Below are 25,217 nucleotides of genomic sequence, written 5' to 3' on the forward strand. Positions count from 1 at the left end.
CCTAAATTTTTAGGGCGTTTCTTTTTTAAAAAAACACGTATTTTTTTTCCAAAATAAAATCAAAAAACTATCTTTGCACCTTGAAAATTAGGGCTAAGCCCAAAAGAGTAAATATCTAAAAAATAAATAGTTAAAGTAATGGCAAAAGTTACAGGTAGAGTTGCACAAATTATTGGACCAGTTATTGACGTTGAATTTAAATCTGAAGCTGAGCTTCCAAGAATATACGATTCTTTGGAAATCACCAAAAAAGATGGTTCATTGTTGGTGTTGGAAGTACAATCTCATATTGGTGAGGATACGGTTAGAACCATATCTATGGATTCAACGGACGGATTAAGTAGAGGAACTGAAGTTGTTGCAACTGGTAAAGCAATTCAAATGCCTGTTGGTAAAGATATTTACGGACGGTTATTTAACGTAATTGGGGATGCAATTGATGGATTGGGAAATCTACCGAAAGAGGGTGAAAACGGGTTACCAATACACCGTCAAGCTCCAAAATTTGAAGATTTATCTACTTCAACTGAAGTTTTATTTACAGGGATTAAAGTAATTGATTTAATTGAACCTTATGCAAAAGGAGGGAAAATCGGATTATTTGGTGGTGCAGGTGTAGGTAAAACAGTATTGTTGATGGAGCTGATTAACAATATTGCAAAAGGTCACGGTGGTTTATCTGTATTTGCAGGTGTAGGAGAGAGAACACGTGAAGGTAATGACCTTTTAAGAGAGATGTTAGAATCGGGCATTATAAAATATGGGGATGCTTTTATGCACTCTTTGGAAGAAGGTGGCTGGGATTTGTCAAAAGTTGACAGGGATGGTTTAAGAGAATCAAAAGCAACATTTGTTTTTGGTCAAATGAATGAACCACCGGGAGCACGTGCTCGTGTTGCTTTATCAGGACTAACCATAGCTGAATATTTCCGTGATGGTGCAGGTGCTGGCGAAGGACAGGGGAAAGATGTGTTATTTTTCGTAGATAATATTTTCCGTTTTACACAAGCTGGTTCAGAAGTTTCGGCATTGCTGGGACGTATGCCATCCGCAGTAGGTTATCAACCAACATTAGCAACAGAAATGGGTGCTATGCAAGAACGTATTACTTCAACAAAAAACGGTTCAATTACATCTGTTCAGGCAGTTTATGTGCCAGCCGATGATTTAACGGATCCAGCACCAGCTACAACTTTTGCGCATTTAGATGCCACAACGGTATTGTCTCGTAAAATTGCTGAGTTGGGTATTTATCCTGCCGTGGATCCTTTGGATTCCACTTCAAGAATTTTGACAGCAGATATTTTAGGTCACGAACATTATGATTGCGCACAACGTGTAAAAGAATTGTTGCAACGTTATAAAGAATTACAAGATATTATTGCCATTTTAGGGATGGAAGAGTTGTCGGAAGAAGATAAATTAGTGGTATATAGAGCTCGTAGAGCACAACGTTTCTTATCACAACCATTCCATGTTGCTGAGCAATTTACTGGAATTCCAGGTGTTTTAGTTGATATTAAAGATACCATTAAAGGATTCAATATGATTATGGATGGCGAATTGGATAAATATCCAGAAGCGGCATTTAACTTAAGGGGATCAATTCAAGAAGCAATTGATGCCGGAGAAAAAATGTTAGCGGAAGCATAAAATAGTTTTTAGTTATAAGTTTTAAGTTGAATTCACTAAAAACAAACAACTAACAATCTTTACCCTGAGCGTAGCCGAAGGGAATAACGAACAACTAAATAATTATGATTTTAGAAATAGTAACACCGGAAGCAACCATATTACACACACAGGCTGACGTAATTTCACTTCCGGGAAGTGACGGTAAATTTCAATTGTTAAACCACCATGCGGCTATAGTATCGTTGCTTGTTGAAGGTGAAGTTAAATTTAAAGGTGCCAACATCATTATCGATGAGCAATTTGAAAGTAAATTTACAAATAATAAAGGTGAGTATTCTTTTACAATTAAAAGCGGTACTATTGAAATGAAAGACAATTACGTCATTGTACTTGCAGATTAAACTTCAAATAAAATATTTTTTAAAAAGTTCCCGTTCAAAGAATGGGAATTTTTTTTTACAGAAATAATCGAATTATAGCTTTGATAAATAATTAGTTTTTATAACTTTAGTTCAAATATTTAATTAACCAAAGCAACTTATGAAATTCTATAAATTACTCCTGTTATTTTTTATAAGCTCTAATTTTATTTATGCACAAGGAAATACAAAAATAGTTGAAAGTAAAGTAAGTCCTTCACCAAATTATCGTTTGGCCTCCAAATTTTCACCACATAATTTAGCCAAATTAGTTCATTCAACAACGGTGATACCGCATTGGCTAAAGAACGGAAATCGTTTTTGGTATCAGTACAAAACAACTTCGGGTTCCAATTATTATTTGGTTGATGCGGACCAAAAAGCTAAAACCAGATTATTTGACAATGAAAAAATGGCGAAGTGGCTAACTGAAATAACCAAAGATCCTTACGACGCAATACATTTGCCGAAATTTGACTTTAAATTTGTTAAAAATGAAACTGCTATTCGTTTTAGAGTCACTTCAACAGAAGAAGTTGAAGCTTTGGAAGCAGATGTAAAATCGGACAAGAAAAATGAAGAGACAGAAAAGGATTCAACTTTTGTTAAAAAGGACAAGAAAAAGAAACCTAAAATGGAGAAAAAGGTGTATCACCTTGAGTATAAATTAGGGGATAACAAACTTACCATAATCGACAATAAAAAGGAAGATGAAAAATTAAAACGCTGGCCAAATATTGCGCCAGACAGCTCCATTGTATTGTTTTCGAAGAACTTCAACTTGTTTTGGATGGACAAAGAAAACTTTTTAAAAGCCGTTAAAAATGAAAAAGACACCACCATTGTCGAAAATAAATGGACAACTGACGGCTTAGAAAATTATGGTTATGGTGGGGAAAGCAGGGATGAGAATAACGAAACGAAAGAAGAAAAAAAAGATGAAAGAAAAGGAATAAGGGGAACGTGGTCTCACGATTCAAAAAATTTCATTTTTCAAAAATCTGATGACAGAGCGCTCAAAGACTTGTGGGTGATTAATTCGGTTTCCAAAAAAAGACCGACTCTAGAAACTTATAAATACCATATGCCTGGTGAAAAGGAGTTTTCAAAAGAAGAATTGCTGATTTTTAACATTCCTTCAAAAAATATTACTAAGGTAAAATTAGATACCGTAAAACAACAAAGTTTATCGGTTTACAGCGCTCCGAAAAAAAAATCTGATGCCGATGATGAATTTAAACCTTACATATTATTGTCGAAAAAAGGAAAAATTTATTTTAATACCATAAGCAGGGATCGAAAAAAATTAGACATCTGTGTTGCAGATATCACTACTGGGGAAGTAACTGTTTTAATTGAAGAAAGGTTTAATTCCTATATCGAATCAAAACCTTTGGTTTTATTTAACAATGAACAGGAAATCTTACATTGGTCGGAGCGCGATGGCTGGGCGCACTTTTATTTATATGATGCCAAAGGAACTTTAAAACAACAGGTTACCAAAGGCTCTTATCATGTGGATAATTTTGAAAATATTAATGAAAAGGAACGTGTGATTTACTTTACGGCAAATGGCATTGATGCCAACCAAGATCCTTATTACTCAAAATTATATCGCATTAATTTGAATGGAACGGGCCTAAAAAATATAAATCCAGGCAACTTCAATACAGAGGTGAGCATGGGTGATTCAAATGTCTATTTTGTCAGCAATTATTCCAGGGTAAATTCAATTCCGAAATCGGAATTAAGAAATAATACGGGAAGGGTAGTTATGCCTTTGGAAGAAGCTGATTTATCTCAATTATTTGCTACGGGCTATAAATTTCCGGAACCTTTTAAAATGAAAGCGGATGATGGAGTCACAGATCTTTACGGAGTGATGTATAAGCCTTACGATTTTGATTCCACAAAAGTATATCCGTTAATAGAATATGTGTATCCCGGACCTCAAACTGAAGCCGTTAACAAATCGTTTTCCGTTAGAATGAACAGAACTGATCGCATTGCTCAGGTTGGATTTATTGTGATCACTTTAGGAAACCGCGGAGGGCACCCAGATCGTTCAAAATGGTATCATAATTATGGGTATGGAAACCTTAGGGATTACGGTTTGGCCGATAAAAAATATGTTGCAGAACAAATGGTTGATAAATATTCGTTTATTGATATTGATAACGTTGGGATATTCGGACATTCTGGTGGCGGATTTATGTCAACTGCAGCCATGTTGGTTTATCCGGATTTCTTTAAGGTTGCGGTTTCTTCGTCTGGAAACCACGACAATACTATGTATAACAGTTGGTGGAGCGAAACGCATCACGGCGTAAAAGAAGAATGGGATGAAGATGGAACTATTTCCTACAAATATGAGATTGATAAAAATCAATTGTTAGCGGCGAATTTAAAAGGTAAATTGCTATTGGTAACGGGAGATGTTGATAATAATGTACACCCCGGAGCTACAATAAGAATGGCTGACGCCTTAATTAAAACCAACAAACGTTTCGACTTTATGATGATGCCCGGCCAACGTCATTCCTATGGAGATATGACAGAATATTTCTTTTGGCGAACAGCTGATTATTTTAGCAAGCATTTGTTGGGTGTTGAAGCAACCAATGTTGATATGCTAGAAATGAATAGAGATAAACCCAAAGGCTAATTCATGTTTTGAATAAAGTGAGTCATAAAAAAAGCGCCATTCATTAATTTTGAATGGCGCTTTTTGCTTTTAGGAAAATATTTTTAGGAGAACAGTTTTACAATGTCATTCCCATTCGCTAAGATAAGTAGCGCTATTAAGAGTAGAAATCCTGTTATTTGGGCATATTCTAAAAATTTGTCGCTTGGCTTTCTGCCGGTTATCATTTCATACAAAGTAAACATGACGTGACCACCATCCAATGCCGGGATTGGTAATAAATTCATAAAGGCTAACATTATTGATAGGAATGCTGTAATTCCCCAGAAAGATTGCCAGCTCCAGGTAGCTGGAAAAATATTGCCAATGGCAATAAAACCACCAATACTTGTCGCCCCTTTTTTAGTGAAAACATATTTAAATTGTGTGACGTAATCCTTTAGTGTCCAAACAGCCAAAGAGTTTCCTTTAGGAATACTTTCCATAAAAGAATAGTTTTTATGTTGAACCATAATAGAACTTGATATATCGTTAAAAACACCAATTGTTTTCTCTTCTCTTGGGGTTAAATTAATCGTTTCTATGGTTCCGTTTCTTTCCACATCTATAGCGATATTTTCGGCTTTCGAGTTTTGAATCAATTTGGTGAAATCTTGCCAAAAGCGAACGGGAGTTCCGTTAACCGACATTATTTTATCATTCTTCAACAAGCCGGCTTTTTCAGCAGGAGAGTCAACAATCACACTATCAATTAGCGCATCAGTTCTAATAGCAAAAGGTTCCATGACCCCATTTGCCCACATTTCATCTCCAATGTTTTCTGGAATTGCCAGTGTTTCTTTTGTCCCATCATCGTGCAATACCTCAAGCGAAGTAATTCCTCTTAAAAACAAATGTTTGTTAATGGCAGTTACGTCTAACGGTTCCTCACCATTAAATTTAAGTATTTTATCGCCGTCTTTAAAGCCATAATCATATAACATTTCATTTACGGCAAAACCATGTTTTATATCGGTTGGTTTTACAAAATCAACGCCCCAAACAAAAACAATCATAATGTAAATTAATATTCCCAAGATGAAATTCACGGTAACACCACCAAGCATAATAATTAAACGCTGCCAGGCTGGTTTCGATCTAAATTCCCAAGGCTGCGCGGGTTGTTTCATTTGTTCGGTATCCATACTTTCATCAATCATTCCGGAAATTTTTACATAACCGCCCAATGGAATCCATCCAATCCCATAAACCGTATCCCCAATTTTTGTTTTAAATAAAGAGAATTTATAATCAAAAAATAAATAGAATTTTTCAACACGAGTCTTAAATATTTTTGCAGGGATAAAGTGTCCCAGCTCATGCAATACAATTAAAAAAGACAAACTCAATATAAATTGTAAAGCTTTAATCAATATTTCCATATATATATATCTTCAAATTACTAAAATCGCACAAATGTACGGTTTTAAATAGCGTTGTAAAAACTAAATAATTAGGTTATTGCCTGTTTTAACAAAGTTTTAAATAGGTTTAGTAACTATAATAATCATTTGCATTAAATTTGCGCTTTAACTTTATATTTAAAATGGATTTAAAATTTTTCAAGAAATCGGTTCCTACACTTATAATCATGGCCTTTTTTTCAGTAGGTATGATTTTCGCCATTTACACCCTTTTGACGCCCGAAAAAAAATTGCCGGTGTTTAATCCTGCCGACGTAAACCCGAAATTAGTTGATGAAAGTTTAGTTCATATAAGAAGGAATCATAAAGTGGCTGATTTTAAACTGATCAACCAAAATGGAGAAATTGTTACACAAGAAGATTATAAAGACAAAATTTATGTGACAGATTTCTTCTTTACAAGATGCATGACCATTTGCCCGGTGATGACAAATAATATGGGGAAATTGCAGGAAGTTTTTAAAAATGATGACGATATTAAATTCTTGTCACTTTCAGTAACTCCAGAAATGGACAGTATTCCAATTTTAAAGGAATATGCGATTAAAAAAGGGGTGATTGATGCAAAATGGAACATTACAACAGGCGATAAAAAACATATTTATGAGTTGGCCCGCAAAAGTTATTTTGCTGTTTTAGATGAAGGTGATGGGGGTTTGCAGGACTTTATTCATACAGAAAATTTTATACTGGTCGATAAAAGACGTCAGATACGCGGATTTTATGATGGCACAGACAGTAAGGATATTGAACGATTAATTCTTGATATTAAAATATTACAGAATGAATCTAAATAAGTGATAATTATCATTGTTTAGAATCATTCTAATTTAGTATATTTGCATATTATTTATAATTATTCTTAATAATGGGAGACACTATAGCAAGTTTACTGATTGGTGAAATAGGGGTTATTCAAGATTTCTGCCTAGATGCTATTCCATTAAATCTATTAGAGATGGGCTGTTTGCCGGGAAAGGAAGTCAGACTAATACAAATTGCACCACTAAAGGATCCTTTATATATAAAAGTAAATGGAAGTCATTTAGCCATAAGAATAGAAACGGCAAAACAAATTAATATCACCAAGCTGGTCTAATGAAAAGCAATTCGCTTTTAAATATCGCTTTAGTTGGAAACCCCAATACAGGCAAAACTTCTTTATTCAACCAACTTACGGGATTAAATCAGAAAGTTGGAAATTATCCGGGAATTACAGTCGATAAAAAACAAGGGAAATGTAAAATTTCCGAGCGTTTAACTGCTGAAATTACGGATTTACCGGGCACCTACAGTATAAATCCAACCACATTAGATGAAACTATAGTGTTGGAAACCTTACTTGATGAAAACAATAATTCGTTTCCGGATTTGGTAATTATTGTTGCTGAAGTCGAAAATTTGAAAAGAAACTTGTTTCTATTTTCTCAAATAAAAGATTTACAATTTCCTTCTATTTTGGTGATCAATATGTCGGATCAAATGGTTCGAAAAGGAATTACGATAGATATTGATGCCCTCAAAAAAGAATTAAAATCGGAAATAGTTTTAGTTAGCGCCAGAAAAAATATTGGGATAGATGATTTAAAAAAAGAAATTGAAAATTATGAAAATTGGAATACAGAACCCGTAGCCAATATTTCAGACAAAATCGATTCCGCATTTTTTGAAGACATAGAAACCACATTTCCCGAATTTTCTATATATAAATCTTGGCTGTTAATTACGCAGCAAAAGAACTTGGGTTTTTTACCGGGCGAATTGGATGATAAAATAACGGCATTTAGCACAGATAAAGAAAAAATTAAAAAATATCAGCATAAAGAAACCATTTACAGGTATCAAATAATCAATGAAATTTTAAAGAAGACGTATAAGGTTGATAAAAATGAAGCAACGGATTTACGCTCAAAACTCGACAGAATTTTAACCCATAAAATATTTGGATATATCATATTTTTTGGAATTTTGATGCTCATTTTTCAATCTATTTTTGCTTGGGCAAGTCTCCCCATGGATTTAATAGATGGATTTTTTGCCCATTTAAGCGAATACGCCAAAAACAATTTACCAGAAGGAACCTTCACCAATTTAATTTCTGAAGGTGTAATTCCTGGTATAGGCGGTGTGGTCATTTTTATTCCGCAAATAGCTATTTTATTTATGTTTATAGCAACCTTGGAAGAAACAGGCTACATGAGTAGGGTGGTATTTTTAATGGATAAAATTATGCGCAAATTTGGAATGAGCGGAAAAAGTATTATTCCGTTAATTTCAGGAACAGCCTGTGCTATTCCCGCAATTATGGCTTCCCGAAACATAAGCGATTGGAAAGAACGGTTAATTACCATATTGGTGATTCCATTTACTACTTGTTCGGCACGTTTGCCGGTTTATGCCATTTTAATAGCTTTGATTATTCCAAACGAACGTGTTCTTGGTGTTTTTAATTTGCAGGGATTAACGTTAATGGGATTGTATCTTTTGGGTTTTGCAGCAGCAATTTCCTCTTCAATTTTATTAAATCATGTTTTAAAAATTAAGACCAAAAGTTTGTTTGTCATTGAAATGCCAAATTATAAGTTGCCTTCTGTAAAAAACATTTTTTATGAAGTTGTTGAAAAAACAAAAGCCTTTATTTTTGGTGCAGGTAAAATAATTTTAGCATTGTCTATTGTATTGTGGTTTTTGGCTTCAAACGGACCTTCAAAATTCGAAAATGCAACAGAATTTGTGACAACGCAAGAATCTGCAAATAAATTACCCGATGCGGCGCTTCAAAAAAAAATAAGTTCTTATAAGTTAGAACATTCTTATATTGGAAATATGGGAAAAATAATAGAGCCCGTCATTAAACCAATGGGATACGATTGGAAAATAGGAATTGCTTTAATAAGTTCATTTGCTGCGCGTGAAGTTTTTATTGGCGCTTTGGCAACTATTTACAGTGTTGAAAGTGAGGGAGAAAATGTAGGGACCATAAAAGAAAGGATGGCGGCAGAGATCAATCCAAAAACCGGCGAAAAAAGATTTAACTTTGCTACGGGAATGTCCTTATTGCTTTTTTATGCATTTGCAATGCAATGCATTGGTACACTAGCTATTGTAAAACGCGAAACAAAAAGCTGGAAGTGGCCAATTTTACAATTAACAGGGATGAGCGCTTTGGCTTATATAGTCGCCGTAATTACCTATAATCTATTAAGTTGATGCAAGAAATTTTAGTATATATTGCTTTGGGACTTGCCTTAGGGTTTTTAGTTAAAAAATATCTTTTTAAAACTAAAAAGAATGGGAAAAGCGACCCGGACTGCGATGGTTGTCATTAGGCTGTTTAATCTTGTAACTGTTTATATTGTTGATTCAATTAATTTACTTTTAATTATCAATTGATTTTTTTGTATCCCCTCTATTTTTTCTTAAAATTTTCAACTTTCAATTTTCGACTTTTAACTCAACCCAACATCCAAAGTCATCATCACTATAAATCCACCTATAAATCCAAGCGTTGCCACATCGGTATATTTGTCCCGTTGCGTTTCTGGGATTACTTCTTCAACCACCACAAAAATCATAGCGCCAGCGGCAAAAGCCAAAGCATAAGGTAAAATTGGTTGAAACGTCATCACCGCCCAAGCACCAATTACTGCAGCAATAGGCTCAACCATTGCAGAAGATTGTCCATACATAAAACTTTTAAATTTACTTACTCCTTGCCTTCTTATTGGCATAGAAACCGCAAATCCTTCCGGGAAATTTTGCAATCCAATTCCAATAGCAAGCGCAACTGCACCGCCAATGGTAGCGCCCGGAAACCCTGCTGCGACACCGCCAAATAAAACACCAATAGCCAATCCTTCTGGAATGTTGTGCAAAGTAATGGCGAGCACCAATAAAGTTGTTTTGTGCAAAGGTGTTTTTACACCTTCCTTTTCTGTTTCTTTAAAATTGACATGCAAATGGGGCAAAATTTTGTCCAGTCCAAACAAAAATAGCGCGCCCATTCCAAACCCTATAACGGCCGGAATTACTTTTACAAATCCTTCTCCAGGACTCATTTCTATGCTCGGCGCCAGCAAACTCCAAAAGCTGGCTGCAACCATAACGCCACCTGTAAACCCAAGCATTCCGTCAAACAAAGCGCGGTTCATTCCTTTGAATAAAAACACCAAAGAGGCGCCCAAGGCAGTTAAGCCCCAAGTGAATAAAGTGGCGTATAATGCTGCCAAAACAGGATCAATACTTTCAAAATAAGCAATAATTTGTTCCATATATTATAATTTTTTTACGTATAAATTTTTTGAAATTTGATTTGATATGGAGATTGAGCCAGTCGCGATTTCAACCAGCATCGAATTGTCAAAGGGTTCTTTTGAAACCACTTTTAAGTTGCTACCCAGTTGAATTTCCAGCTTGTCCAAAAACTTTAAAAAAGGATCGGAAGAATCTTTGATGCCGATAACCACACAGGATTCTCCGTTTTCTACAGATGACAGCATCATATTTTTATGATGCTCAATATTGCCATTTTTGTCCGGTATTGGGTCCCCGTGAGGATCGTGTGTGGGGAATTCCAAAAATGCTTCCAACTTATCAATTAAAGTTTCCGATTTGATATGTTCCAGTTGCTCGGCTATTTCGTGAACTTCGTCCCAATTGTAATTAAGTTTATTTACCAAAAACACTTCCCACAATCGGTGTTTCCTTACAATTTCCACAGCAATTTTTCGGCCAATTTCGGTTAAAGATACACCTTGGTATTTTTTATAATGAACCAAATCTTTTTCGGCCAATTTTTTAATCATATCCGTAACAGAAGATGCTTTTGTTTGAAGCTTTTTTGCAATCAGTGTTGTACTTACATTTTTAGCTTTACTTATCTCTAAACTGTAAATAGCCTTTAAATAATTTTCTTCGGTTTGAGTAAGTTGAAATTCCATAAGAACAAAGATATGTTTTAATTGATTAAAATAAAAATTTAGACAAGTCTAAATATTTTATTAGATTTGTAGAAAAATCAAAAACAAGTGAATAAAATAGTTTTTTTAGTAATTGTGTTAGTTACACAACTATGTTTGGCAAATGATAATGGGGTAGTTAAAGGGAGAGTTACTAGTGGAAATCTCGTTGTTCCTGGAGTTTCTATTTATGTAAAAAACACCAATATAGGTTCTTCCACAAATTTTGAAGGGGAATATTATTTTGAAGTTCCAAATGGAAAAGTGATTATTATGGCAAGTGCTGTTGGTTATAAATCGAAGGAATTTTCGATTAAAATTGAAAATCATGAAATAAAAGTATTGAATTTTGAATTAGAAGAAGATGTTTTTGGATTAGATCAGGTGGTAGTAACTGGAACCAAAACTTTTAAAAGACAAACAAATTCATCTGTGATTGTGGGTATAATTGATAGTCAAACGCTTAATAATGTTCAGGCTTGTAATTTATCGGAAGGCTTAAAATTTCAACCGGGATTGCGAGTTGAAACTGATTGCCAAACATGCAACTATACACAGTTAAGAATGAATGGTTTGGCTGGAGGTTATTCTCAAATTCTTATTAATGGACGCCCTGTTTTTAGCCCATTGACCGGTTTGTATGGATTAGAACAAATTCCGGCAAATATGATTGAGCGTATTGAAGTTGTGAGAGGCGGAGGCTCTGCATTATATGGGTCTAGTGCAATTGGAGGAACGGTAAACGTCATTACCAAAATACCAAAGGAGAGTGGTTTTAATTTGGATTACACCCATCAAAATATAAACAAAGGTGCTCCTGACAATATTTTTAATGGTAATGCAACGGCAGTAACACATAGTGGAAATGCTGGAGCATCATTTTTTGTGAGTAAACGAGAAAGAGATTATTATGATCATAACGGAGATAATTTTTCAGAATTACCAAAGTTGAAAAATAATTCATTTGGGGTGAATTTATTTGTGCTGCCTTCAGAAAATCAGAAGCTTGAGTTGAGTTTAAGCAGTATGAATGAGCATCGTTATGGTGGCGAAATGGTGGATAAGGCACCTCATTTAACGCTGCAATCTGAAGAACGTGTTCATAATGTTTTTATAGGAGGCTTAGATTATCAAATAAATTTCAACAATGACAGTAGTTCTTTTATCTCCTATGTTTCAGGGCAAAAAACGGATCGAGACCATTATACTGGAATTTTGCCTGATGGAGGGGGAGAACTTAAAAATCACCTTGAAAATCCACCATATGGAATTTCAGAAGTAGCCACTTTTCAAGGAGGGATGCAGCTTAATCATAGGGTGGATAAATTCTTGAAAGGCGTTAATGTGCTTACTGCCGGAGCCGAATATGTAGCGGATGAAGTTTTTGACGAGATTGAAACATATAATTATTTAATTGATCAAAAAACAACTAACCTTGGAATATTTTTTCAAAGCGATTGGGAAATTACGCCTCAATTAAATTTACTGACGGGAGTAAGAGCAGATAAACATAATTTATTAAATAATTTTATTTTTAATCCGAGAGCTTCATTTTTATATAAATTAAAAAACACGACACAAATTCGCCTTACCTGGGGAACCGGATTTAGAGCCCCTCAAGCATTTGACGCAGATTTACATATTGCTTTTGCGGGTGGGGGCGTTTCAAGAATTTCACTTTCATCAGATTTAAAACAAGAAAGATCGAGTAGTTTAAGTGCTTCTGTAAATTATGATAAAGCTTCAGAAAAGTTTATTGGAGGTTTTACTTTAGAAGGATTTTACACTTATTTAAAAAATGCGTTTTATCAACACTCGCTAGGAGAAGATGAGTTGGGAGAACTTTTTGAAAAAAGAAATGGAGAAGGGGCATTGGTTAAGGGAATCACCATTGAATTAAGAGCAAATTACAATAAAAAATTGCAATTAGAAACAGGCCTGACTTTACAGTCTAGCACTTATGATGAAGCTGTAAGTTATTCGGATGAATTAGAGTCTAAAAGAAAGTTTTTAAGAGCTCCTGATGTGTATGGTTTTGCAACTTTATCTATAACACCAAACAAAAGATTTAACTCATCAATTAATTTAATTTATACCGGTACAATGGATTTGGTACATTTAACAGGATCCCCAGAACAATTAACAGATGAATATGTGAGTTCACCTACTTTTACGGAGCTAAGTTTTAAATCTGGTTATACATTTAATTTAAAACAATTAGATACAAGTTTTGAAATTTTTGGCGGAGTAAAAAATATACTTAATTCTTATCAGGCGGATTTTGACTCCGGCAAAAACAGAGACAGCAATTATATTTATGGTCCGGGAGCACCCAGAACCATATTTTTTGGTGTAAAATTTAGTTCTCTATAGGGTGAGAATGATTTTTTAATGGTTTTTTATTAATCAATTTTTATCCCTATTTTTGATTCTAAAATTAACATAATGAACATTGTAATTTACGGAACTGGCGGTGTTGGCGGTTATTTTGGTACGCGTTTGGCGCAATCTGGAAATACCGTTACATTTATTGCCCGAGGAAAACATTTGGAAGCCATTCAAAAAAATGGATTGCGACTGATAAGTCCGAAAGGTGATTATTTGGTTTTTCCCGCAAATGCAACATCAACAATTTCCGAAGTTACTGATATCGATTTAATTTTGGTTTGTGTTAAATCGTGGCAATTGGATGCTGTGGCCAAAGAAATTAATAAGGTTTTAAAAGAAAAAATGATGGTTCTTTCATTGCTGAACGGCGTGAACAATGTTGAAGTTTTGGGCAGCACTATTGACAAAAAGCATTTATTGGGCGGATTGTGTAAAGTGGTGAGCAAAATTGAAGATTTTGGTGTTATCAAACATCTTTCTTTTGAACCCGAAATTGTTTTTGGGGAATTGGACAATGTGAAAACCGAAAGAGCATTATTGCTGGAAAAATTATTCTTAAATGCTGGTTTTATTACCAAATTAACGGAGAATGTTCAAACAGAAATATGGTCGAAGTTTTTGTTTATTTCAACAATCAGTGCCATTGGCGCCTTAACCAGAGTGACTGTTGGAGAAATGCTTTCCTCGCCACAACTAAAAAAAATGATGCGCCAAATTGCTGAGGAAATTGTAGCTATTGCCAAAGCCAAAGGCGTTTATTTATCGGATGACCTTATTGAAAAGCAATTTCAAATTATTGAATCTCAACCCTACAATACAACTTCTTCTTTGCAACGGGATATGATGGAAGGAAAACCATCGGAATTGGAAGCGCAAACCGGTACAATAGTAAAAATGGGTTTGGAGTTGGGAATTCCCACTCCTGCAAATGCATTTATCTACACCTGTCTATTGCCGCAGGAAAAAAAAGCAAGAGGATAAAAAAGTTGAAAGTTCATTTCATAATTTTTTATAATCGTAAATGAATTTGCGTTAAGGATTGAACGGTCTGTTTGAGATCTTTTTTGTATTTCACAAAAAAATGCGAGTAGTGAAAGCCTGACCCAAAGGGTAACGCCCAAAAATGATATTAAATTTTTTTAACCTTTTAATTTAGCCGGTTTTTTACTGATTAAATAAACCCCTGCAACAACCATTAAACAACTGAATATTTTTATATAGTTGATGTCTTCAGCATATTGATCTTGATTTAAGACAAAAGCATAAACAGCGACCATGATAAAACTTACCATTGGCTGTAAATAAATATAGCTGCCGCTAACAGAAGGGGCTACTTTGCTAAGTGCATAAATATTGAATAAGTAGGCTAAAAATGTTGTGCCAAGTACAACAAACGCTACAGTTAAGTAAGTATTTAGCGTAAATGCTGAAAAATCAGTGACTAAAATACCTTGTATTCCTATTGGAAACATAAATAGAAATCCGAATAAAAACGCCCAGCTAATAATAGTGATCGGATTGTATTTTTTCATTAGAGGTTTTACCAAAACCATGTATAAGGCATATGCACAGGCATTTATTAATACAAACATGTTTCCCAGTACAGAGCTCGTTCCAACCGATTTTTTTCCGTACCAAATTAAAATAACAGCACCAATACCGCCAAGTACAATTCCTAAGAATTTATTTACGGTAATTTTTTCTTTTAACAAAAATGCACTGAAAATTAAAACCATTACCGGGACGGCTGTAATTATTATTGAAGCATCAATTGGTGATGTCAAACTCAATCCGTGAAAAAAGAACATCTGATTTGAAGCCACTCCCAACAATCCGCATAAAATTAATAAAGGGAAATCTTTTTTTTCGACTTTCTCTTTAATGAATGCTTTTATAATCCAAAACAACAATGCGGCACCCAATATTCTTAAAAAAACAAATGCGGAAGGACCAATTTTATTAGGCATAACTCCCTTGGCAACAATGTGGTTTACCCCATAAATTACATTGGCGCCAAGCAATGCTAAGTGTGCTTTGTAATTGGATTTGCTCAAGCTTATTGCGTTTTATTGAGATAGGAAAAGTACAAATTCCTCAGAAATATACTGGTATTAATTTATCAATTAATATTATTTTTATATAGAATTGTTTCAATGAGTTCAACATTAAATTATACCATAGATTTTAGGATTATTTCAACTTCTCTTTTAGCATTTTCATAACCAAGTTGATAGGCATGTTGTATAGATTTTGTATCTAAAACACTAATATTTCTAACCTCATTTGGCAAAAAAACATAATCACAATTCGTGAACTTTGTTAAATAATTTGAGTCGAGTCCAATGTGATAAGCGCGGTAAAGCAATTTTAGGGAAGAGTTAATTTCAGTCTTTTCAATTCTGGTAATTGAATTCACAAAACTTCCAATAATTTTAGTGCAAGTTTCAGTTAAAGGTTCAATAGGGAAATTATTTAAGATGCCTCCATCAGAAAATAAATCACCTTTAATTTCAATAGGTGAAAATATTGGAGGCAGGGCAGATGATGCAAGCAAAGGTTTTATAAGTTCACCTTTATTAAAATATTCTAAATTTCCACTAATCAAATTTGTTGCTGTAATGGTAATAGGATAATTTAATTCTTCAAAAGAGTTTAGTGGGAAAAATTTCTCAAAAAGAGCTATGTATTTCTCACTGTCAATAATTCCTGTTTTATTTAAAGCGAATAATGAGAATTTTAATATTGGTGTTTCCTCAAAAAATGACAACATTTCTTCAGGACTATAACCTGCAGCATACAAAGCAGCAATTAAAGCACCCGCGCTTGTCCCTGAAATTTGCGTTGGAATTATGTTATTCTCAAGTAATACTTTTATAAGGCCAATATGAGCAATTGCTCTAACACCTCCGCCAGATAAAACCAATCCAATTTTTTCGTTCATTTTAAGTTAATGGTATAGTCAAAAATACGAATTAAATACAACAATAATTCATCAAAAAATAGGCTTTATAGTTTTCTTTATAAAACGTAACTTTGCGCTTTTACAAAGTGAAAATAAGAATGGAGTACAATTTTAGAAAGATAGAAGCAGACTGGCAAAAGTATTGGGCCGAAAACCAAACGTTTAAAGCCGAAAACAATTCAATAAAACCAAAATATTACGTGTTGGATATGTTTCCGTATCCGTCAGGAGCGGGTTTGCACGTAGGTCATCCTCTTGGCTATATCGCTTCAGACATATATGCACGTTACAAACGTCATAAAGGATTTAATGTGTTGCATCCGCAAGGCTATGATTCTTTCGGATTGCCGGCCGAGCAATATGCCATTCAAACAGGTCAACATCCGGCGATAACTACTGAAGCCAACATTAAAACATATAGAAAACAGTTGGATCAGATTGGTTTTTCATTTGATTGGTCACGTGAAGTAAGAACTTCTGATCCCAATTATTATAAATGGACACAATGGATTTTTATTCAATTATTCAATTCCTGGTACAATAAAGAAAGTGATAAAGCTGAAGATATTTTAACACTTATTGCCATTTTTTCTTCTGAAGGAAATTCAAAAGTAAAAGCAGCTTGTGATGATGCTATTGAAAAATTTACTTCAGAAGAATGGAAAAATTTTTCAGAAGAAAAAAAACAAAAAATACTTTTGCAATATCGTTTAACATTTTTATCTGAAACAGAAGTAAACTGGTGTCCGGGATTGGGAACGGTTTTGGCAAATGATGAAATTGTGAATGGTGTTTCCGAACGTGGAGGGCATCAGGTAATTCGTAAAAAAATGATGCAGTGGAGCATGCGAATAACCGCCTACGCACAAAGATTATTAGACGGATTGGCTAAAGTAGATTGGCCGCAACCGCTAAAAGATTCTCAAACATATTGGATTGGCCGCTCAGAAGGTGCTATGGTAACTTTTAAAGTCCTGTCCTCAAACCTTTCCGAGGAAAAGGGAGCCGGACATTTAACGAGTCATTCTGAAAAAGCTCATGTATTGTTGGGACAAGCTAAAGAAATGAGAGCAAATCCGACACAGGCAGAAGCTATTCTTTGGAAAGAATTGAAAGGCAAAAAATTAGGGGTAAAATTCAGAAAACAACATTTAATAGAAGATTTTATTGTTGATTTTGTGTGCTTATCTAAAAAGCTAATCTTTGAGATTGATAAGGAAATTGAGGAGTCTCAACTTGAAAAAGAAGCTGAAAGAACAAAAATACTTGAAGATAAAGGTTATAAAGTCATTTGTTTTGACAATGAAGAAGTAATAGGCAATATTGCAGGCATTATTTCTGAAATTGAAAAAGAATTACAAGAAAGAAAAATGCCTCCTTCATCAAAGGATTTAGGATTGGCGATATCTGTATTCACAACCCGCCCGGATACTATTTATGGGGTAAGTTTTATGACTTTGGCTCCTGAGCACGATTTAGTGTCGAAAATCACAACTCCAGAACAAAAAAATGAAGTTGAAGCCTATATAAAATCAACTGCAAAACGCAGTGAATTAGAGCGTATGGCCGATGTAAAAACCATTTCAGGTGCTTTTACAGGTGCCTATGCATTGCATCCGTTTACTGGAAAAAACGTGCCAATTTGGATTGGAGATTATGTGTTGGCAGGTTATGGAACCGGTGCTGTGATGTCCGTTCCTTGCGGCGATCAGCGTGATTATGATTTTGCAAAACATTTTAATCTTGAAATTCCAAATATTTTTGAAGAGGTTGATGTTTCTGAAGAAGCTTATGTCGATAAAGAAAACACTGTAATAGCGAATTCCGATTTCTTGAATGGCTTGCCTTACAAAAAAGCCATGGAACGAATCATTTTCGAAATTGAACAACGTGGTTTTGGGTATGGAAAAGTAAATTTCCGTTTGCGTGATGCCGTTTTTAGCCGTCAGCGTTATTGGGGAGAACCATTTCCCGTATATTATAAAAACGGATTGCCACAAATGATTGATAAACAATATTTGCCAATCGTTTTGCCTGAAGTTGAAAAGTATTTGCCAACTGAAGATGGAAAACCACCTTTAGGAAACGCAACAGTTTGGTCTTGGGACACGGAAAAGTCAGCAGTTGTCAGTAACGAGTTGATTGATCATAAAACGGTGTTTCCGTTGGAATTAAATACCATGCCGGGTTGGGCAGGAAGTTCTTCTTATTTTAACCGATATATGGATCCTGAAAACACCGAAGAATTTGTAAGTAAAAAAGCAGTAGCATATTGGCAGGATGTAGATTTATACATTGGAGGAAGCGAACATGCAACCGGACATTTATTATACTCTCGTTTTTGGCAAAAATTCTTGTTTGATAAAGGAATTGTTCCTGTTGAAGAATATGCGAAAAAACTGATTAACCAAGGGATGATTTTGGGAACAAGTGCTTTTGTGTATCGTTGGGAGTATGGTCAACTTGATAAGAATACTAAAAGAACACCAATTTATATTTCTAAAGATATAAGAGATAGGTCGATTAAGAATGGTGCTTTTTTAATTAATGAATCTAAAGAATTAGAAAATTTAGTTAACAAATATGGTATTATTTCAAACGCCACTAAATTATCGCATTTTACACCAATCCATGCAGATGTTTCTTTTGTAAGCCACTCGGATGAATTGGATATTGAAGCATTTAAAAATTGGCGAGAAGAATATAAAGAGGCTGTTTTTATTGGAGAGAATGGTAAAATTATAGAAGGAGATAACGATAAATATATTTGCGGTCGTGAAGTTGAAAAAATGTCGAAATCCAAATACAATGTGGTAAACCCCGATCAAATTTGTGAAGAATACGGGGCAGACAGTTTACGGATGTTCGAAATGTTTTTAGGTCCGTTAGAACAGGCAAAACCCTGGAAAACCTCCGGTATTTCTGGTGTACTCAGTTTTTTAAAGAAATTGTGGAAATTGTATATTGTAGAGGATAAATTTTCTGTTTCTGACCAAGAGCCAACAAAAGAAGAGTTCAAAATTTTGCATAAAACCATTAAAAAAGTGGAGGAGGATATTGAGAATTTTTCTTTCAATACGTCAGTTTCAACATTTATGATTGCTGTTAATGAATTGACAGCATTAAAATGCAACAAGCGTGCAATTTTAGAACCGTTGGCAATAATTTTAGAACCTTATGCACCTCATATTTCAGAAGAATTATGGAAAAATTTAGGGCATACTTCATCAATTTCAACAGTTTATTTTCCCGTTTTTGAACCAAAATATTTAGTTGAAAACAGCAAAGAATACCCAGTTTCGTTCAATGGAAAAATGCGTTTTAAAATTGAATTGCCATTACATTTAACTGTTAAAGAAATTGAAGATGCGGTAATGGCTCACGAGAAAACGCAAGAGCAATTGCAAGGGCGCATTCCTAAAAAGGTAATTATTGTTCCTGGTAAAATTGTAAATATTGTTGGTTAAACCCGAAATTTCAAAAAAATTAAATGATAGACAATTTCGAAATAATAGGATTATTAGCCGGCGTTTTAACAACGGCGGCCTTTGTTCCTCAGGTTTATAAAACATGGAAATCAAAATCTGCCGATGGCTTATCACTAACCATGTATCTGGTGTTTTTTATTGGAATTATATTGTGGTTGGTTTACGGCATTCATATTCATAGTATAGCTATGATTTTAGCAAATACGGTTACCGGTTTTTTAGCTTTATTACTCATTATATTTAAATTACGTTTTAAATAATGAAGTTCAAAAAAAATATCAACTACAATACACGTAAAATACACCGTTATTTAGGGGTTTTTATAGGAGTACAATTTCTTTTTTGGACCCTAGGCGGATTATATTTCAGCTGGAATAATATGGATAATGTTCACGGGGAACTACTTTTAAAACAAGAAAAACACTTCTTAAAAGATGTTGATTTTTCTCAGATTCAAAAAGGAATAGCATCTCTAAAAACTGAAACAGAAATTGATTCAATTCATTCTGTTGATTTAATGGAAGCTTTTGGAAAGCCATTGGTTCAATTTAGATATTTTGGAGGCCATCATTTAAAAACACAATTAATTTCTGCAGAAACAGGAAGCTTACGCCCGGCTTTTAACGGTCAGGAATGTCTTGAAATAGTAGAACAACAATTAATTGAACCTATTCCAATTATTAAAGTTGAATACCTTCCTAAAAATTCAACGGGAAGCCACCATGAATATAGGGGTGGCCAGCTTCCTGCATATGCTTTTACCTTGGACCATCCTACTAAAACAACCATATATGTTTCAACGGAATTAGGTAAAATTATGAGTGTGCGAAACAATAACTGGCGACGGTTTGATTTTTTATGGATGCTTCATACGATGGATTATAAGTCTAGAGATCATATTACAAATTGGGTTCTCCGTATTTTTTCAGCCTTCGGTCTTTTGACAATTTCATCAGGATTTTTTTTATTTTACCTTACGTCACCTACCGTTAAAAAAATAAGAAAGAAGTTTAAAAAGTAAAGTTCACCAAATTAAATGACGTTCACCGGTACAGTAATTGTTGTATATCATTCAATTTATTAAGTATATTTACTTCAAATTAGAGTATGAAAATTAAACGACTATCGTTACGTATTAGAATATTTTTAGCAATGATATTGTTAATATTATTTTCAACAATTTTAATTGGGTCAATAACTATTTATCAATATAAAGAACAAACAAACGAATACAATAGAGGAAGGCTTGAACGAAAAGAAGAATCGGTCAATGCAGCTATTAATTACTGGTTGAACAGCGGAAATACTTTTCCCTTAGAAACAAAAAACTTACCGTATATTTTTAAAGATAAAATTTATGAAATTTCCAATATTGAAAAATCAGAAATCAATATTTACGATTTAGAAGGAAATTTAGTAAAAAGCTCACATTCCGGATTTGTCAAAAGTGATGCCCCTGTTAAGTTATCCGATACAGTTTTGACTGCTATTTCAAATAATTTTGAACATATTTTTGTTAACATAAAAGTAATAAATGACAATAGCTTCCAATCGTCATTTTCCTATATAACCGACAATAAATTTAAACCTTTCGGAATTTTAAATATACGATATATTCAAGATAACACAGAGCAGGATAAAGATTTGAAAGAATTTTTATACAGATTGGGCGTGGTGTATTTTTTTATGTTTGTTTTTGCTATTTTACTGGCGTATTTTCTATCCAGTTATATTACAAGGTCTTTAAAAGCCATTACAGTAAAAATTAGCCAAACGCGTTTAAGTAAGCGAAATGAAAAAATTATTTTGAAAAATGCCAGCACGGAAATTGATACCTTGGTAAACGCTTATAATGAAATGATCGATGAATTGGAAGAAAGTGCTATAAAATTGGCAAAAGGCGAACGCGAACAGGCTTGGCGGGAAATGGCTAAACAAGTGGCACATGAAATTAAAAATCCGCTAACGCCCATGCGCCTTACCGTTCAAAGTTTTCAGCAGAAATTTAACCCGAATGATCAAAATATTCATGACAAAATAAATGAATTCAGCAAAATGTTAATTCAGCAAATTGATGCCTTAAGTACTATTGCGTCAGCATTTTCGAATTTCGCAAATATGCCTGCCCAAAATAGAGAAGAGATTGATATTGTTGAAGTTGTAAAGCAGGCATTAGATATTTTTTCGGAAGATTATATCTCTTTTTTCCCAAAACAAAAGTCCATAATTGCCAAATTAGATAAAACACAAGTGATTAGGATTGTTACAAATTTGGTTAAAAATGCCACACAATCTTTAGAGGATGTAGAAAATAAAAAATTGGAAGTTACCGTTTCAGAAGACAACGAAAATATTTGTATTATAGTTGCCGATAATGGGAAAGGAATTTCTGAAGTAGACAGAGAGCGGGTTTTCGAACCTAAATTCACAACCAAAACAAGCGGAATGGGACTGGGATTAGCGATGGTAAAAAATATTGTTGATGCCTATGATGGCAGTGTCACCTTTACTTCCCAGATTAATGTAGGAACCGTTTTTAAAGTTAAATTACCTAAAAAATAAATAATATGAATTTCGATAATATCATTGTAACACAACAGGAAAACATAGCAAATGTCACCATTAACAGGCCAACAAAATTAAATGCGCTAAATAAAAAAACTATTGAAGAACTGCACATGGCTTTTAGCGCTTTGGATGCTAATGTTAGTGTAAAAGCAATTATTGTAACCGGTAGCGGTGAAAAGGCTTTTGTTGCCGGTGCCGATATTTCAGAGTTTGCAAGTTTTACTATTGAAGAAGGAACTGAATTGTCGCGACATGGTCAAAAAATATTATTCGATTTTGTTCAAAATTTAAAAACGCCGGTTATTGCGGCTGTAAACGGATTTGCTTTGGGAGGCGGTTTAGAATTGGCTATGGCAGCGCACTTTAGGATTGCAAGTACCAATGCAAAAATGGGATTGCCGGAAGTTTCTTTGGGTGTAATTCCAGGTTATGGAGGCACGCAAAGGTTAGCTCAATTGGTGGGAAAAGGTAAAGCCATGGAAATGATTATGACTGCCGGAATGATTACCGCAGCTGAAGCCAAAGAATGGGGCTTGGTAAATTATGTGGTCGAACAAGAAGAATTATTGCCTTTATGTGAAAAATTGGCCGGTAAAATTGTGCGAAATTCTTCCGTTGCCATTGCTGCAGCAATTAAAGCCATAAATGCAAATTACACAAATTGTGTAAATGGATTTAGTGTTGAAACAGAACAATTTGGACTTAGTTTTGACACTGCAGATTTTAAGGAAGGAACAACTGCTTTTTTAGAAAAACGCAAACCTCAATTTGAATAAAGAAAATTAAAGTCATCCAGATAAAATTTCCGATGTCAATAATTAAACGCAATGTTTTAAAAGATAAGGTGTTTATAATATTTTTGGAGCACATTATATGGAATCATATTTTTTTTTGGTATAAAATTCCAAAGTGTCTTTTCTCTTTTTTCTTTATCCGAAAAAACTAAAAGAAGGTATTTGCTAAAACCCTGTTTATTTGAACAAATCTTTTTGAATAATAAGGTTCCTTTATAGAAGAAATAATGACTCCTAAATGTGAAGAAGAGTGTATAAATTTTATTTCGTCTTTAAGAATTTCTGTAATCATTCCTACATGACTGATGGTTCCTTTTTTATTTGTGGCAAAAAATATTAGATCACCTTTTTTAGCCTGAAAAGGCTCTATTTTATTACCTACTGTTGCTTGTTGATAAGATGTTCTTGGCAAAATTTTGTTAATCTCTTTAAAGGTAGAAAATATTAATCCGGAACAGTCAAAACCGTTCGAACTTGTTCCGCCGGTTTTATATCGTGTGCCTAAATTTTTTGAAGCTCCTTCTATTAAAAAATCTATGGTAGATGACAATGATTCAATTCCTTCAGTATTTTCTTCCAGGGTATTTGTTGTAATTTCTTTGGAGGGATTTCCTTTTTTGATAAGCAATGAATATCCAACAGCAAGTTTATTGGTTACATCCGGATTTAAACGATCCAGTTCTTGAACAGTAATTCCATATTTTTTTGAAATTTTTGATTTTGTTTCTCTTGGTAGCACTTTATGAAATAAATCTCCGTCCAAATTTTTATTTTCTGTTCCTGATACATTGGTGTCTTGAGTATTTTCAATAATATAATCTTTATCTGAATTATTGGTTGTTTCAGAAACCAACTCAGCAGCTGACTTAGATATAGTAAGCAAAGTTCCTATTTTGAGTCTTTTAGGATTAAGACCAGGATTTAATTCGCTTAAAGTCGCGTTGGTTATTTTATATTTTTTAGAAATTTCGTATAATGTTTCACCAGATGCAATCACATGTGTATGTGCTTGAGACGGGGTTGTTATTGAAGTAACGGCCTCTTTTTCTTCAGAATTTCTCTGTTTGTTTGGAATTTCTAATATGATATTCAATTTTAGCAATTTCCCTTTAACCTTAGGGTTTAGCTCATAAATAGCAGCTTGTTTTACATCATATTTTTTGGCTATTGCATAAATACTTTCACCTTCAGTAACTTTGTGTTTAATCGTAGCTTGAGAAAAACCAAGCGAAGTGGTTAACAAAAGGACGAATATTAAAAGTTTTAAATAATTCATTTAATCTACTATTATGAGACAATTAATTCACCAATGTTAAAAACAGGGGAAGTTATAAAAACTATCAATTGAAATTATTTTTTTAACATAATGTTAGGCAAAATAAATTTCTTATGATGTTTTGTCAAAGTGCTTATGAGCTTGTTATTAAGCAGTTTTAATTGATTTATGCAAAATTTTGAATGATTTAAAACAGGTGTTAATTTAACTGCTTTTGTTAATTTATGATAAGAAATGAGAATTAATAAATTATAACTTCCCTTCCCATTCCTTATAAAACTGTTTAAGAAATGTTTCCATATAGCGGTGTCTTTCTTCTGCAATTTTTTTACCGGTTTTAGTATTCATCCGATCTTTTAATAATAACAATTTTTCGTAAAAATGATTGACTGTCGGTGCTTCTGAATTTTTATAGGCTTCTTTTGATTGGTTAAGATTGGGAGAAATCTCAGGATTGTAAAGCGGCCTGTTTTTAAATCCGCCGTAATTAAATGTCCGTGCAATTCCAACTGCGCCAATCGCATCTAATCTGTCGGCATCTTGAATTACTTCAAGTTCTCTGGAATTGAATGTTTGTTCAAAATTTCCGCCTTTGAAAGAAATATTACTGATAATATTTTCA

20 protein-coding genes are annotated in these 25,217 nt (G+C 33.8%); 13 read left to right on the forward strand and 7 right to left on the reverse strand.

Going from position 1 to position 25,217, the window contains the following annotated elements:
- Positions 1-138: 138 nt before the first annotated feature.
- The 3 genes from atpD to ABY285_RS08595 all read left to right on the forward strand — a co-directional run bounded on the left by atpD (position 139) and on the right by ABY285_RS08595 (position 4,719).
- The gene (gene atpD / locus ABY285_RS08585; RefSeq protein ID WP_372769059.1) at positions 139-1,653 is read left to right on the forward strand and encodes a F0F1 ATP synthase subunit beta; all 1,515 of its coding nucleotides are present in this window, start codon (positions 139-141) and stop codon (positions 1,651-1,653) included.
- A gap of 104 nt (positions 1,654-1,757) precedes the next feature.
- Positions 1,758-2,036, forward strand: a complete 279-nt coding sequence (locus ABY285_RS08590; protein ID WP_372769061.1) for a F0F1 ATP synthase subunit epsilon — start codon at positions 1,758-1,760, stop codon at positions 2,034-2,036.
- Positions 2,037-2,175: 139 nt separating this feature from the next.
- A complete protein-coding gene (locus ABY285_RS08595) occupies positions 2,176-4,719 on the forward strand; it encodes a prolyl oligopeptidase family serine peptidase (RefSeq protein WP_372769063.1) in 2,544 nt (847 codons plus the stop codon).
- 83 nt (positions 4,720-4,802) lie between these two features.
- Here ABY285_RS08595 and rseP read toward each other — a convergent pair whose 3' ends face one another.
- Positions 4,803-6,119: an RIP metalloprotease RseP gene (gene rseP, locus ABY285_RS08600; RefSeq protein ID WP_372769065.1), complete on the reverse strand. Its 1,317-nt coding sequence runs from the start codon at positions 6,117-6,119 to the stop codon at positions 4,803-4,805.
- 164 nt (positions 6,120-6,283) lie between these two features.
- Here rseP and ABY285_RS08605 point away from each other — a divergent pair, with 164 nt between their 5' ends.
- From ABY285_RS08605 to feoB, 3 genes are all read left to right on the forward strand, one after another.
- Positions 6,284-6,958 carry an SCO family protein gene (locus ABY285_RS08605; protein ID WP_372769067.1) on the forward strand — a complete coding sequence of 225 codons (675 nt, stop codon included), beginning with the start codon at positions 6,284-6,286 and terminating at the stop codon, positions 6,956-6,958.
- Between the two features lie 71 nt (positions 6,959-7,029).
- Positions 7,030-7,260, forward strand: coding sequence for a ferrous iron transport protein A (locus ABY285_RS08610; protein WP_372769069.1), 231 nt, complete (start codon positions 7,030-7,032; stop codon positions 7,258-7,260).
- Positions 7,260-9,371, forward strand: coding sequence for a ferrous iron transport protein B (gene feoB / locus ABY285_RS08615; protein ID WP_372769071.1), 2,112 nt, complete (start codon positions 7,260-7,262; stop codon positions 9,369-9,371). Before ABY285_RS08610 ends, feoB begins: the two co-directional genes overlap by 1 nt.
- Positions 9,372-9,610: 239 nt before the next feature.
- On the opposite strand, the gene ABY285_RS08620 is transcribed toward feoB, so the two are convergent.
- Both ABY285_RS08620 and ABY285_RS08625 read right to left on the reverse strand, forming a co-directional pair.
- Positions 9,611-10,432 (reverse strand): ZIP family metal transporter, encoded by an 822-nt coding sequence (locus tag ABY285_RS08620; protein WP_372769073.1) that lies wholly within the window; start codon positions 10,430-10,432, stop codon positions 9,611-9,613.
- A gap of 3 nt (positions 10,433-10,435) precedes the next feature.
- Complete coding sequence (locus ABY285_RS08625; RefSeq protein ID WP_372769075.1) at positions 10,436-11,101, reverse strand: metal-dependent transcriptional regulator; 666 nt, start codon at positions 11,099-11,101, stop codon at positions 10,436-10,438.
- A gap of 87 nt (positions 11,102-11,188) precedes the next feature.
- Here ABY285_RS08625 and ABY285_RS08630 point away from each other — a divergent pair, with 87 nt between their 5' ends.
- Positions 11,189-13,492, forward strand: coding sequence for a TonB-dependent receptor domain-containing protein (locus tag ABY285_RS08630; RefSeq protein ID WP_372769077.1), 2,304 nt, complete (start codon positions 11,189-11,191; stop codon positions 13,490-13,492).
- A 72-nt stretch (positions 13,493-13,564) separates the two neighbouring features.
- On the forward strand, positions 13,565-14,488 hold the full coding sequence (locus ABY285_RS08635; RefSeq protein ID WP_372769079.1) for a ketopantoate reductase family protein: 924 nt from the start codon (positions 13,565-13,567) through the stop codon (positions 14,486-14,488).
- A gap of 158 nt (positions 14,489-14,646) precedes the next feature.
- On the opposite strand, the gene ABY285_RS08640 is transcribed toward ABY285_RS08635, so the two are convergent.
- Together ABY285_RS08640 and ABY285_RS08645 are read right to left on the reverse strand one after the other, a co-directional pair.
- Complete coding sequence (locus tag ABY285_RS08640; RefSeq protein ID WP_372769081.1) at positions 14,647-15,561, reverse strand: DMT family transporter; 915 nt, start codon at positions 15,559-15,561, stop codon at positions 14,647-14,649.
- Positions 15,562-15,677: 116 nt separating this feature from the next.
- Complete coding sequence (locus ABY285_RS08645; RefSeq protein WP_372769083.1) at positions 15,678-16,448, reverse strand: patatin-like phospholipase family protein; 771 nt, start codon at positions 16,446-16,448, stop codon at positions 15,678-15,680.
- A gap of 119 nt (positions 16,449-16,567) precedes the next feature.
- On the opposite strand from ABY285_RS08645, the gene ABY285_RS08650 reads away from it, so the two are divergent.
- From ABY285_RS08650 to ABY285_RS08670, 5 genes are all read left to right on the forward strand, one after another.
- Positions 16,568-19,936 (forward strand): leucine--tRNA ligase, encoded by a 3,369-nt coding sequence (locus ABY285_RS08650; RefSeq protein WP_372769085.1) that lies wholly within the window; start codon positions 16,568-16,570, stop codon positions 19,934-19,936.
- 23 nt (positions 19,937-19,959) lie between these two features.
- Entirely contained in the window at positions 19,960-20,217 is a 258-nt protein-coding gene (locus ABY285_RS08655; protein WP_372769087.1) for a SemiSWEET family sugar transporter, read from the forward strand.
- Positions 20,217-20,978 (forward strand): hypothetical protein, encoded by a 762-nt coding sequence (locus tag ABY285_RS08660; RefSeq protein ID WP_372769089.1) that lies wholly within the window; start codon positions 20,217-20,219, stop codon positions 20,976-20,978. Before ABY285_RS08655 ends, ABY285_RS08660 begins: the two co-directional genes overlap by 1 nt.
- Positions 20,979-21,064: 86 nt before the next feature.
- Complete coding sequence (locus tag ABY285_RS08665; protein WP_372769091.1) at positions 21,065-22,519, forward strand: PAS domain-containing sensor histidine kinase; 1,455 nt, start codon at positions 21,065-21,067, stop codon at positions 22,517-22,519.
- A 5-nt stretch (positions 22,520-22,524) separates the two neighbouring features.
- Positions 22,525-23,301 (forward strand): enoyl-CoA hydratase/isomerase family protein, encoded by a 777-nt coding sequence (locus ABY285_RS08670; RefSeq protein ID WP_372769093.1) that lies wholly within the window; start codon positions 22,525-22,527, stop codon positions 23,299-23,301.
- A gap of 166 nt (positions 23,302-23,467) precedes the next feature.
- Here ABY285_RS08670 and ABY285_RS08675 read toward each other — a convergent pair whose 3' ends face one another.
- Together ABY285_RS08675 and ABY285_RS08680 are read right to left on the reverse strand one after the other, a co-directional pair.
- Positions 23,468-24,595 (reverse strand): NlpC/P60 family protein, encoded by a 1,128-nt coding sequence (locus ABY285_RS08675; RefSeq protein ID WP_372769095.1) that lies wholly within the window; start codon positions 24,593-24,595, stop codon positions 23,468-23,470.
- 249 nt (positions 24,596-24,844) lie between these two features.
- Positions 24,845-25,217: HD domain-containing protein (locus tag ABY285_RS08680; protein ID WP_372769097.1), on the reverse strand; the 373-nt coding region annotated here is incomplete at its 5' end.

Source organism: Lutibacter sp. (assembly GCF_041555395.1).
GTDB lineage: Bacteria > Bacteroidota > Bacteroidia > Flavobacteriales > Flavobacteriaceae > Lutibacter.

What these genes read in the sequence shown, in the direction of transcription:
- atpD (WP_372769059.1), top strand. Translation starts at nt 139, where the DNA reads ATGGCAAAAGTTACAGGTAGAGTTGCACAAATTATTGGACCAGTTATT.
- ABY285_RS08590 (WP_372769061.1), top strand. Translation starts at nt 1,758, where the DNA reads ATGATTTTAGAAATAGTAACACCGGAAGCAACCATATTACACACACAG.
- ABY285_RS08595 (WP_372769063.1), top strand. Translation starts at nt 2,176, where the DNA reads ATGAAATTCTATAAATTACTCCTGTTATTTTTTATAAGCTCTAATTTT.
- rseP (WP_372769065.1), bottom strand. Translation starts at nt 6,119, where the DNA reads ATGGAAATATTGATTAAAGCTTTACAATTTATATTGAGTTTGTCTTTT.
- ABY285_RS08605 (WP_372769067.1), top strand. Translation starts at nt 6,284, where the DNA reads ATGGATTTAAAATTTTTCAAGAAATCGGTTCCTACACTTATAATCATG.
- ABY285_RS08610 (WP_372769069.1), top strand. Translation starts at nt 7,030, where the DNA reads ATGGGAGACACTATAGCAAGTTTACTGATTGGTGAAATAGGGGTTATT.
- feoB (WP_372769071.1), top strand. Translation starts at nt 7,260, where the DNA reads ATGAAAAGCAATTCGCTTTTAAATATCGCTTTAGTTGGAAACCCCAAT.
- ABY285_RS08620 (WP_372769073.1), bottom strand. Translation starts at nt 10,432, where the DNA reads ATGGAACAAATTATTGCTTATTTTGAAAGTATTGATCCTGTTTTGGCA.
- ABY285_RS08625 (WP_372769075.1), bottom strand. Translation starts at nt 11,101, where the DNA reads ATGGAATTTCAACTTACTCAAACCGAAGAAAATTATTTAAAGGCTATT.
- ABY285_RS08635 (WP_372769079.1), top strand. Translation starts at nt 13,565, where the DNA reads ATGAACATTGTAATTTACGGAACTGGCGGTGTTGGCGGTTATTTTGGT.
- ABY285_RS08645 (WP_372769083.1), bottom strand. Translation starts at nt 16,448, where the DNA reads ATGAACGAAAAAATTGGATTGGTTTTATCTGGCGGAGGTGTTAGAGCA.
- ABY285_RS08650 (WP_372769085.1), top strand. Translation starts at nt 16,568, where the DNA reads ATGGAGTACAATTTTAGAAAGATAGAAGCAGACTGGCAAAAGTATTGG.
- ABY285_RS08655 (WP_372769087.1), top strand. Translation starts at nt 19,960, where the DNA reads ATGATAGACAATTTCGAAATAATAGGATTATTAGCCGGCGTTTTAACA.
- ABY285_RS08660 (WP_372769089.1), top strand. Translation starts at nt 20,217, where the DNA reads ATGAAGTTCAAAAAAAATATCAACTACAATACACGTAAAATACACCGT.
- ABY285_RS08665 (WP_372769091.1), top strand. Translation starts at nt 21,065, where the DNA reads ATGAAAATTAAACGACTATCGTTACGTATTAGAATATTTTTAGCAATG.
- ABY285_RS08670 (WP_372769093.1), top strand. Translation starts at nt 22,525, where the DNA reads ATGAATTTCGATAATATCATTGTAACACAACAGGAAAACATAGCAAAT.
- ABY285_RS08675 (WP_372769095.1), bottom strand. Translation starts at nt 24,595, where the DNA reads ATGAATTATTTAAAACTTTTAATATTCGTCCTTTTGTTAACCACTTCG.